Genomic DNA, 10358 nt, shown 5'->3' on the forward strand with positions numbered 1-10358 from the left:
CAGGCGAATTTATAGAGGTGATTTTTTGTGCCAAGCTTATTGAAAAAAACGAGCGCCGTAATAAACTTCGATTTGGTTACGCTTATTAGATTTCAAATTTTTCCCCTATAGATCATTTTTGTAGTAAAGCCATGCGCCTAGTGCGAGGAGCAGATCAATTAAAATAAAAAACCCAACCATGACAATAAATGAAGCAATAGAATCTGAAAGAAATATTGAAAAAATTGAGCTAATAAAAAGCATCAAAGGAAAATGATTTCTAAAATAGGTTTCTCCCTTAAAGCGACGATGCCTATACAAAAGCAAATCCAAAAATGAATTCATATAACCTCCGAACCCCAGAATTGCTAACGCCTTGCATAGCGGCGCGAGGTACGAACGTCCAGCGGCGCAGGCACGAACTGCTGCAATTTGCTAGATGCTTTCTTCATGTTAGATTTAACCCACCATCTGAAAGCACAATTTCACCAGTTAAATAGGAGCTGTTGATTAGCATGCCAGCAACGTAGGCAATCTCCTCTGGCTCTGCACCACGCTTCATAGGTGCTTTAGTTGCCCAAAGTTCGCGAGCCGCTGACCAGTTTTCGCTCATGGGGGTATGAACTAAGCCTGGGGCTATAGCGTTGACCCTGATTTCAGGCCCTAGATTCAAAGCCAAGAGTTTTGTCATATGGTTGAGCGCAGCCTTAGTTACTGAATATGGAATTGATGCTCCTTTGGGGCGTACACCTGCATGAGAGCTGATGTTAAGAATACAGCTAGTTGCATCTTCGGAAGATGAATTTTTCAACAAGTGCTCAGCTTCAGAGATCAGTGTCCATGGAGAAATAACATTAACTTCATGAAGCATTCGCCATATTTCAGGAGTAGCAGCCTTTAGATTTGAATGATCTATAACTTCAGTCAATGCTGCATTATTTACTAACACATCCAGACGCCCATACCTGAAGGCAATATCTTCAATTAGGCCTTTCGATTCAGCTTGATTTGATAGGTCCGCTTGGAAATAAGAAGCGCCTTCGTTCTGTGATGCTAGGCGCTGGCCAACTTCTACGGATGAACGCGAATGGAAAACAACGGAAAAACCTTCCGAAGCAAGTTGGTTGGCAATAGCCTTGCCAATTCCTGATGTTGAACCTGTAACTAATGCGACTCTCTTTTTCATTTAACTCAGTCTTATATATGTGTTTGGTGATGGGCTTAGTCTAAAGATTAATCTAAGAGGCGGGCTTCAGCCCGTCCCGGCCCAAAGGGCCCTTGCTGCTTTAAGTTGTTAATTGGGCGGTTCAGAGCTTGTACCCCAACGATAGATGTAACTGCCCAACAGCAAGGAAAGAAACTGCAAACCATCCAAGCCAAAATGCACCTCCTATAACCATCGCATTAACCGCACTTTTTGATTCCCGTAAGAGCTGATTTGATCCTAAGAAGACAAAGCCAACTAATAACACGTACGCGAAATCAAATGGCCAGTACAACAGTACATCGAACCCTAAGCCGGTTTCTGGTGAATAGAGCTCTGCTACCAAGGGTATCAGCAAAGCAATGACTCCAATTCCGATATTTCTGATTGCGCTCATAGTGAAGCCTATGGTCTTACCCACAATAAGTAGACGCTTTAGTTATGCAAATTTGCGCTCATACTCCGCTGGACTCACATAGCCCAAAGCCGAGTGCCTACGTATGTGATTATAAAATACTTCGATGTACTCGAAGATCGCTGATTTTGCTTCATCTATGCTTCGGTACTGCTCAGCATAGATCAGTTCAACTTTTAGTCGGTTGAAAAATGATTCCAATACGGCATTGACGCTCCTATGTCAAGTAACAACCTGAAGACTCAGTCAAGTCTGCAAGAATGAGTGGATAGAGTTCTCTAACTATATAGCGTTTCAGACACCGATGAATCTACCTGGTTGATAGACCTTCACACTCCCTGCGTGCCATATACGCTCTCGTTCGGGGCTCACTGCGCATGTGCCATCTCTTGGCCAAAACACGTCAACTGATAGTCAGTGCATGTAGGCGTGGCGTTTCTCCAAGAGAACGGAGCCGTGCGCAGGCTGCTACGCAGTCCTCAGGTTTACTTCGCAATAGCTTGGCACGAATATCAACGGGCGCGCTGATCAGCAGCGCTCTAAATTGGTTGATTGCTTGTGTCTTTGCTTTAACGGCGCTGCGGCGTGCCACACAAATGATACGCATAGCCTCCGCTGCGCCGGACTGTTCTTTGGGGATGGCGACGGCCCGACCTGCCAATACTGTACGAGCCGCGTTCTCTGCATCAATAGAGATCTGATTTACCTTGAAGCCTTCGTCGGCTTCTGTCCGGTCTGTTCACTTCGTAGACTGTTACACCATGCTCTCGCAGGAACCGAGTTAGGCCTGCTTCGTAGGTGCCGGTGCCTTCAACACTTGCTCAGTTGAGCTGCCCAAACGACTGTGCCCACTTCAACAGCTTCTGGTAACCTGCCGTATTTGTTTCCATTGGTAGTTCTCCCAACAGTTTACCTGTGCTGCTGATTAGAACTCCCATATGGATATCCAGATGTGTGTCCACGCCAAGAATAACTTCGCGCTTGCTCGAGGGAGTGCTCATACGTTCCTCCTTCACGAGAGACGCATTACCAACCCTGAGCGCAGGACAGGACATTTAGGGTGCGATGCAAAGCTCCTATTAGGTCACAAACGCCAGGCCTGGCAATGCCAGGGAACGCCAGTTCCCATCTTCCCACAGAAGAATATTAACGTTCCGTACAAACTCATTGCTTAATCCTTACGCATAACGCCGCAAACAGGGAAAAACTTGTAGCGCGAGCGAAAAGTTTTTCCCTGTTTGCTTTGCTTTGTTACGTTTTTTTAGTTTGAACATTGTATATACGCTCTCGACCTGACATGGCAACTACAACGCACACTATAAATAATATTGGGCTTAACCACGCCCAAGCCCCCATTTTGGGGATAAAATAACCAAGTACTCCACAAAATCCAATAAGCAATATAAAGCTCAAATATTTGTTTTTTTCTCCTAAAACCGCCTTGGTATATTGATAAAAAAGCAGCTCTTCATTTTTAAATAAACTGCAAGTAATCTTGCCAGTAAATAAATTAGAGACATGTGCCTCGATCGTATATACGGTACCTTTTACGTCAATTTTATGGGTGCTTCGTAGACCGAACTCACGCACACTTTTCACTACCTTACCGTTTAGAGAGATAGCCATTTTTCCAAACGCCGACAGCTCTACGGAGAGTTTTTCCCCATCGACTTGAAACTCAAATACTGGATTGGCCAAGTGAAACTCTCCATTCTGTTAGTAAACGTAACACCGTGGTTTGGGGCCGGAACGAAGCGCCAGCGTAGCGGAGGTCCCAGCCGCGACAACGGCGAACAACACCCTTTTGTTAGCTTCACTCCTTGTAGGTATCGATATCGATGAAAGCACCAATTTCCCCCAAAAATTTTATTGTATCTACATCGAATCCTATTGCTGGTGTCGACACATTTTCTTTTATAGAGATAGATAAGACAACTTGTAGCTTTGAAAAAGCTCTGAATCTTCTCATTACTTCAATTATTAGATCCTTCTTTGGCTGGAGTTTATTGACTATCTCTGAAGACAGTTCGTATACATCGGCAGAATCCCCAGCAGCATTAGCAGTAGAGAGAATCCAAGAACTAAATTTTGGAACACTATTGGGTAGATTTTCACCTCTCCGTTTTGTAGAGGTAGAATCGATTCCTAGAATGCTCGTTATCTCCTTTGGGTCAAAATCGTCTCCATATAAACCAAAATAAACCCGGCATTCGTTGTCTTCCATATAGTATCTCCGGAAAGCTAACGCTTTTGTACATGTGCCCCTACACGTCCAGGACGAATGGCAAGGTAGATCAGCCACAGCCATAGACTGCATGATCGGTTCGATCCATGCGTCATGCCGGACATTCAGAACCCTGAATTTGGCTGTTCAAGAAACTCTTTTTCGTCTTCAGTCGACGTACGACCCAGAATTTTAATAACCTCGGCGAGACTGCCAAGAGTCGTTTCGCGCCATGCAAACAGCTCTCCGACCCTGGCCTGCTCATGAAGCGCGCCAAAACGGCGCTGGATCATGGAATCAAGGTCGCCATCCTTTTGCCACCACTGTTTGGGCTCAAGCTCGTTGAACCAAAAATCTATAACATCCTTAAACATGTGGCTCTCCTGCTCTGCCGAAACGCCATCGCACGTAACAGTGCCGCTCAATCCGGCAGCTTCTCGAACGTTCGCACCTCTTCTGACGCCTCTTCCCAGTGGGCCTTGCTGGACGAAAAGATGTGGGCTGTTGGCAGTATGGACACGTCAGTGTCCAACGATCCCGCCGGTACGATACGAGATCGTTCGATCATAACTGCCTCCTTAGATGGATCAGTGCCACCGGATTGCCGTTGTAGTCGATGCGCTGCTCAACGTCGTAAGGCCGAAAACCGAGCGTTGGATAAAACAGCAACCCGGCAGTGTTTTGATTAAAGCACGACACTGAAACCGCCTTTGCGTGATGCTTCTCAAAGCCCAGCTTGACCATATGGTTGATCAGACAGCGGCCCACACCGGCACCTCTTACATCAGATGCCACAACAACATTGCCGATTGAGCACAGTCCGTCTTTCCAGCGGTAAAAATTCGCAAACGCCACCACTCTTCCCTCAATTTCAACCACAGTCGAATCAGAACGCGTTTCTATGCTCTGACGTAACGTGTCTTCCGACAGTGGGTAAACTGCACTTGGGAAGCAATAAAAAAGCTCCTCTCGTGTTTTCGGGAGCTTACAAATCTCGGGGATGTCGTCGTTTATTACTTCTCGCAGGTACATAAGCCGATCCTTGGAATTTGACTTCTGTTGCACTTGTTAGGCCAATTTCCAGCATAACTCACGAGTTTAATAACCTTTAGATGGCGGACCTTCCAGATACTGAGGTAGATCATCGGCTATTTCTAGCCACGGCTGCTTGGATGATACCCAAAAATGCATATCAGGATTGAAAAGTGATGAGTCATCAAGGCTACCTGCCGTTAACCCAATGACTCCAGCAGGTGTACGCCGAGAAAAAATGCTGGAACCACAACGCGAGCAAGAGCCCCTCTCAAGCGTTTCAGACGAATAAAATGTACTTACTGGACCCGTGATAGACACATCATCAAGGCTCATTAGCACACGTGCGTTAAAAGCAGCACCAATAGCTTTTTGGCACTCTTGGCAGTGACACACTCTCTGATTCAACGGATCAGCCGTTGTTTCATAACGGACTGCTCCGCATAGGCACCCGCCTCGAAATATAGTCATTGGGCAAACCTCCTTGACTAGTTGTGGGTATTGAGGAGGTTGTTCACGCCGGTTAAGTTCGAGATGCTGGTTATCGCCAAACAAACAGCACAGTACAACCGACATGAACACCCCCCATAAGAATGCACGAACCACTCCCCATATTCGAGCCCTGATCATTGATCGCGCCATGCGTTAGCAGTGTGGTGAGCTGATACAGAAGTTGCGCCTGACACTCAAGTGGGCCGCCAGGCAGATCGCAAACTGCCTGATGACCGATAACGGCCAAGCCTATCGTTCCCGTCGCTTCAATGCGGTGTTGCAACGAGAAGGGATTAAGCATGTGTACATGCGCCCCTACACGCCCAAGACGAATGGCACGGTAGATCAGCCCCAGCCATAGACTTCATGATCGGTTCGATCCGGGCGTCATGCCTGACATTCAGAACCCTGAATTTGGCTGTTCAAGAAACTCTTTTTCGTCTTCAGTTGACGTACGACCCAGAATTTTATTTCGATGGGGATAGCGGCCAAACCGGTCGATAATGGCTTTATGCCTGTATTCAAAATCAAGGCTATTTTGAATACCCAACGCTTCATACAATTTGACAGCTTCTGCGTGGATCAGCTTTGACTCACTGTGCATGAACGGCATGTACAGAAAAGAACACTGAATAGCAGACAGCTGCCTGTCCAGATTTTTTGAGATTGCACATTGTGCCAGCGCAAGCGCCATGGGATCACAGGCAAATGAGCCGGGTGTGTCACGGTAAATATTGCGTGAGAACTGATCAAGAACGATAACCTCGGCGAGACTGCCAAGAGCCGTTTCGCGCCATGCAAACAGCTCTCCGACCCTGGCCTGCTCATGAAGCGCGCCAAAACGGCGCTGGATCATGGAATCCAGGTCGCCATCCTTTTGCCACCACTGTTTTGGCTCAAGCTCGTTGAACCAAAAATCTATAACATCCTTAAACATGTGGCTCCCCTGCTCTTCCGAAACACCATCGCACGTAACAGTCTAGTACAGATGGCCGCTCAATCCGGCAGTTTCTCGAACGTTGGCATCTCTTCTGACGCCTCTTCCCAATTGGCCTTGCTGGACGAAAAGATGTGGGCCGTTGGCAGTATGGACACGTCTGTGTCCAAAGATCCTGCCGGTACGATAAGCACACCGGCCATCTGAGTATTGGGCAAGGCCGAGCCACAGAATTTACAAAAACTCCTGCCGTGACGAGTACCCGGCAGCGTAAATGAAGTCACGGCATCGGCACCCGACTGCCAAGTCAGCTTAGCCGATTGTGAAAACAGATTGGCCGCATGAGCCGCCCCCGTATCTTTCTTGCAGTGCTGACAATGACACAGGTAAAAACTGTCAAACGCCCCTTCTACCTTGAAGCGAACGGTGCCACACAAACAGGAACCGAGATGTTCGGTCATGACTGCCTCCTTAGATGGATCAGTGCTACCGGGTCGCCATTGTAGTCGATGCGCTGCACCTCCGCGTCAGGGATAAACCTAACTATAGAAGGTGTCTACTGTTCGTGGGTAACTCGGATGTTTAACGCCTAAATCAGGTGCACCTTAGGTATCACCTGGATTTTCTTATTACATGCCTGCACTTTCAATTTGACTGAATATCCAAGGTGAAACATGAGCTCTTAATTCTGATATTTTTTTCTGTATTTGACGATGATCAGGTTCTTCTTGATCAATATCTGCTAGAGCAGTTTGCTTAATATAGATAGCAGTATCTCTTGGAATTCCTTTTGCAATCAAGTATTTGGTGATCTTACTGTAAGCTCCATTTTCAATAATGCTTAGTATGGAGTTTTCATCTTCTGACATATCCGACAATGGCTTAAGTAGCATGGGCAAACCAAAACAGACTTTTGAAGAAATAGTTGTTACTGCTTTATCTATTTGATCACTAACATCATCAGTAAAATTTCGCTCCTTTAATATATCCCGAAGCAGGATTTCTCTCCCCCAGTCTGTAGCATATTTACAGATACTCCAGATATATTTATCTAACTGATCACTATCTTTTGTTGGATTAGAAATATACCTGTTAAAGTAGTAAGGCATAATTTTTGAAAAAGTTATAGTTGCGCTTTTTAAAGAGTCAAGAGTATTTCTATCCCATATATTGGCTGGTAACTTACAAATTATATTATTTTTTAGACCCTGATATATGATTTCAAGATCATATGGATCCCAATACCTATTCTTGTATATAACACCAGATGGGACACTTAAAGAGTCTAGAGTCTCTATATTTTTTTGTATTTTTTCTTTGCTTATGTTTATACCCACTTCTTGCAGTCGATAAAAACTGTTTTCCCTATGCCTATATATAGTCTGTCTTATGTACGTGATGAGATATTTCTCTTTCCCATCTTCTATAAAAGTTTCATTTTCAATTGAATTATCAATATCTTCTTTAAATTTCTCATAGTACTCACTATATCCCGTACTCAGCTCTTTTTCTGTGTGTTCAAAAAGAGTTTCGTTCCCATGCTCTATCTCAAATGAAGATTCGTCGAGCACGATTGTTCTACCAATGAATTCCTTAAGAAGCCTTCCTGCTCGACCCCGCAAGTTTGAAAACTCATAGTTTGATAGTTTAACATTCTCTCTGTTTTTCACTCTCCGAGTAAAGAGGTATGGGTTCCTTACAATTATGTTTGAAGCTGGAAAATTAACACCTTGCATCAAGGTAGTTGTACAAACAATGTTATTTATGATGCCATTCGAAAATGAGTCTTCAATAGCAGAACGAATATGAAGTGGAAGTTTACCTGTATGATAAGCTACTCCACTTTGTACTAGCCCTACCAAGTCATAGTCTTCATGAACGAACTCTGCAATATACTCAGCAAGTGACTCAACTTGTTCTATATTTTTAGCGTGTGCGTTTTTTGAAAGGTAATTGGCTGTCTTTCGTGCTTGGTTCGCTGTTGGTGAAAATATTAAATTACTTTTATTACTTATACGACCTATTATAAATTCTAAATAACTATGGAAATTATCATTGTATTGTGTGCCTCCTAAGCCTTTAATTTTTTCATTGTACTGAATTATAATCGAATTTGGCTCATCGGAAATATCAGTGTATTGGTTGAAATAAAACTTCCCTCTGAATTTTGATACTGAATAAGTAATATTGACTACTGGTGGTACTTTTGTCTCTGCTTCATATGAGACTTCATCAAATATATCAAACCCGAGATTCCCTACATTTTTTAGCCTAGGGCCACTTAGAATAATTCTTTTCGTAGTGGTCTGATGTTTTATCTCTTTTAGAAAGTCATATAATATTTTTGATCTCTGATCGCCATCACTTGCAACACGTTCAATATTTTGAACTTCATCTACAACTAGCATATCTAAATTCTCAAAGTGAGCTTCTTCACTAAATCCTGATATAGCTCTCTCCTGCGTTAATACATAGATATACTTTTCTGGCTGTTCTTCTTGAATGTGAGTATATATTTCAGTGTCACTAAGATTAAATTCTTTGACCAAACTAGAAAGATCTTTCGTTACTTGGTTCACAAGACTTATTGTAGGAACAACGTAAACTACTTTTCTATAATCTTGTGTTAACTTTTGAATGATTTTTAAGTATATTGAAAATGATTTTCCAGCAGAGGTTGGAGCTGATATACAAACAACTTTATTGGTGTCTATAGAGTCCCAAACTCTCTTTTGAAAATCTGTTAGTAGATATGTTTTATCATAAATATTAACTTCATATTTTAATTGATTCGCAATGACTGCAAGCTTGTTGATGTAACTACTAAATGGACTGTAGATACCTTCATTCTTGAAGTTTTCATCAACTAATACTGTTGATGGAGCCACACCCATTCGAGTCAATGCGGTGATATATATTTCTCGCAAGGAGTCTTTATAGTCTTCATTTGTGTACTCCCACGATAAAGCAATTGTTAATATAGCTACCCGCTTTGCAAACTCTTGATCATTTCTAGATAGTCTATCAACAACCGATATGGCTTCTGCCAGCTCCTTTCTCTCAATACGAGTTGCAGGCGCATCTACTAGCCCCAGAGTGACTGCATAATTTTTATGCTCAACCTTTAAAAGATTGTTTACAATTTCTTTTTGCGAGCGGGATATATTAGTCATGAATCAAAACCTTCCAACATTCCATCAAAATCCCAAAATGGAAATACTATATAGTGAACCCTTTGAACTAATGGCTTACTTATATCTTTTGTAACGTCTGAGTCTAGTGATGAAAACCTTTCTAGAATTATATTTTCAATCTTTTGTTTTATTTCCTTTTCACATTCACCAAGAGGGCTTTTTAATTCATTATATGAGATCAAACAGACAAGTTCATATCTCACATTCTCTAATTCACCATCTTTAAGTTTCTCAGCAATATCTTGTAGCTGTGGATCAATGAAATCATCATATGTATATAACAACAACTCTTCTTGTAAAGATTTATATGTATCAATTATGCTACTGAGCGACTCAGAAAATGCTTGCCTGAATTTATAATTCGATTTATATGCTTTGGATTCACCTATGAAAACAACGTTTTCTCTACCGCTTTTTTTATAGTGAATTGCATCAGCACCGAAACGCTCGTGACCTCTACTAGTAGTCAAAGGCATTTTTCTTAGTAAGGCAGGTGCTTTGAAAAAATATTGCAAGAAATTGAATAGCAATAATTCACCAAATTGACCTTGCGGAATTCCTTTCCTGAACTTGTCTCGTGCTAGGTGTGGGTGCTAAGGAGGTTGTTCACGCCGGTTAAGTTCGAGATGCTGGTTATCGCCAAACAAACAGCACAGAACAACCGACATGAACAACCCCCATAAGAATGCACGAACCACGCCCCATATTCGAGCCCTGATCGTTGATCGCGCCATACGTCAGCAACAATCCATCAAAGATATCGCCCACACGTTCGGCATCAGTAGGCGCACGGTGTATAAGTGGCTTGCTCGCTATCGAGAGGCTGGTGACGCTGGTCTTGAGTCAGCATCCAGCCGCCCCCACGCCTCACCGAGGCAGAT

Annotated in this window: 14 protein-coding genes and 2 pseudogenes; 2 read left to right on the plus strand and 14 right to left on the minus strand. The window is 43.3% G+C overall.

What is annotated here, in order from left to right; genetic code table 11:
• Positions 1-427: 427 nt before the first annotated feature.
• The 10 genes and pseudogenes from BLV48_RS17440 to BLV48_RS19630 all read right to left on the minus strand — a co-directional run bounded on the left by BLV48_RS17440 (position 428) and on the right by BLV48_RS19630 (position 5496).
• Positions 428-1165 (minus strand): SDR family NAD(P)-dependent oxidoreductase, encoded by a 738-nt coding sequence (locus BLV48_RS17440; protein WP_091828072.1) that lies wholly within the window; start codon positions 1163-1165, stop codon positions 428-430.
• Positions 1166-1286: 121 nt separating this feature from the next.
• Positions 1287-1580, minus strand: a complete 294-nt coding sequence (locus tag BLV48_RS17445) for a hypothetical protein (protein WP_139253965.1) — start codon at positions 1578-1580, stop codon at positions 1287-1289.
• A 42-nt stretch (positions 1581-1622) separates the two neighbouring features.
• A pseudogene (locus BLV48_RS17450) lies at positions 1623-1808 on the minus strand (IS3 family transposase); the annotation flags it as partial.
• A 611-nt stretch (positions 1809-2419) separates the two neighbouring features.
• On the minus strand, positions 2420-2599 hold the full coding sequence (locus BLV48_RS19250) for an IS110 family transposase (RefSeq protein WP_217633053.1): 180 nt from the start codon (positions 2597-2599) through the stop codon (positions 2420-2422).
• 250 nt (positions 2600-2849) lie between these two features.
• The gene (locus tag BLV48_RS17460; RefSeq protein ID WP_091828075.1) at positions 2850-3296 is read right to left on the minus strand and encodes a hypothetical protein; all 447 of its coding nucleotides are present in this window, start codon (positions 3294-3296) and stop codon (positions 2850-2852) included.
• Positions 3297-3411: 115 nt separating this feature from the next.
• A complete protein-coding gene (locus BLV48_RS17465; protein ID WP_091828076.1) occupies positions 3412-3822 on the minus strand; it encodes a DUF4279 domain-containing protein in 411 nt (136 codons plus the stop codon).
• A gap of 125 nt (positions 3823-3947) precedes the next feature.
• Complete coding sequence (locus tag BLV48_RS17470) at positions 3948-4196, minus strand: DUF924 family protein (RefSeq protein WP_091828077.1); 249 nt, start codon at positions 4194-4196, stop codon at positions 3948-3950.
• A gap of 47 nt (positions 4197-4243) precedes the next feature.
• The gene (locus BLV48_RS17475; RefSeq protein ID WP_175527719.1) at positions 4244-4390 is read right to left on the minus strand and encodes a GFA family protein; all 147 of its coding nucleotides are present in this window, start codon (positions 4388-4390) and stop codon (positions 4244-4246) included.
• Positions 4387-4854, minus strand: a complete 468-nt coding sequence (locus BLV48_RS17480; protein ID WP_091828078.1) for a GNAT family N-acetyltransferase — start codon at positions 4852-4854, stop codon at positions 4387-4389. The genes BLV48_RS17475 and BLV48_RS17480 overlap by 4 nt, the downstream gene beginning before the upstream one ends.
• A gap of 66 nt (positions 4855-4920) precedes the next feature.
• On the minus strand, positions 4921-5496 hold the full coding sequence (locus BLV48_RS19630; RefSeq protein WP_422730703.1) for a GFA family protein: 576 nt from the start codon (positions 5494-5496) through the stop codon (positions 4921-4923).
• Positions 5497-5527: 31 nt separating this feature from the next.
• Between BLV48_RS19630 and BLV48_RS19055 the strand changes: the two genes are divergently transcribed.
• Positions 5528-5707: a DDE-type integrase/transposase/recombinase gene (locus tag BLV48_RS19055; protein ID WP_175527720.1), complete on the plus strand. Its 180-nt coding sequence runs from the start codon at positions 5528-5530 to the stop codon at positions 5705-5707.
• A 39-nt stretch (positions 5708-5746) separates the two neighbouring features.
• On the opposite strand, the gene BLV48_RS17495 is transcribed toward BLV48_RS19055, so the two are convergent.
• The 4 genes and pseudogenes from BLV48_RS17495 to BLV48_RS17510 all read right to left on the minus strand — a co-directional run.
• The gene (locus BLV48_RS17495; protein WP_091828080.1) at positions 5747-6283 is read right to left on the minus strand and encodes a DUF924 family protein; all 537 of its coding nucleotides are present in this window, start codon (positions 6281-6283) and stop codon (positions 5747-5749) included.
• A gap of 59 nt (positions 6284-6342) precedes the next feature.
• Positions 6343-6744, minus strand: coding sequence for a GFA family protein (locus BLV48_RS17500; RefSeq protein WP_091828081.1), 402 nt, complete (start codon positions 6742-6744; stop codon positions 6343-6345).
• A 168-nt stretch (positions 6745-6912) separates the two neighbouring features.
• On the minus strand, positions 6913-9456 hold the full coding sequence (locus BLV48_RS17505; RefSeq protein WP_091828082.1) for a DEAD/DEAH box helicase: 2544 nt from the start codon (positions 9454-9456) through the stop codon (positions 6913-6915).
• Positions 9453-10046 (minus strand): annotated as a pseudogene (locus BLV48_RS17510) (HamA C-terminal domain-containing protein); the annotation flags it as partial. The gene BLV48_RS17505 and the pseudogene BLV48_RS17510, both read right to left, overlap by 4 nt.
• 97 nt (positions 10047-10143) lie before the next feature.
• On the opposite strand from BLV48_RS17510, the gene BLV48_RS17515 reads away from it, so the two are divergent.
• Positions 10144-10358 (plus strand): leucine zipper domain-containing protein (locus BLV48_RS17515; protein ID WP_139253966.1); only part of this gene is annotated, 215 nt, incomplete at its 3' end.

This window comes from Marinobacterium iners DSM 11526, from assembly GCF_900107855.1.
GTDB lineage: Bacteria > Pseudomonadota > Gammaproteobacteria > Pseudomonadales > Balneatricaceae > Marinobacterium > Marinobacterium iners.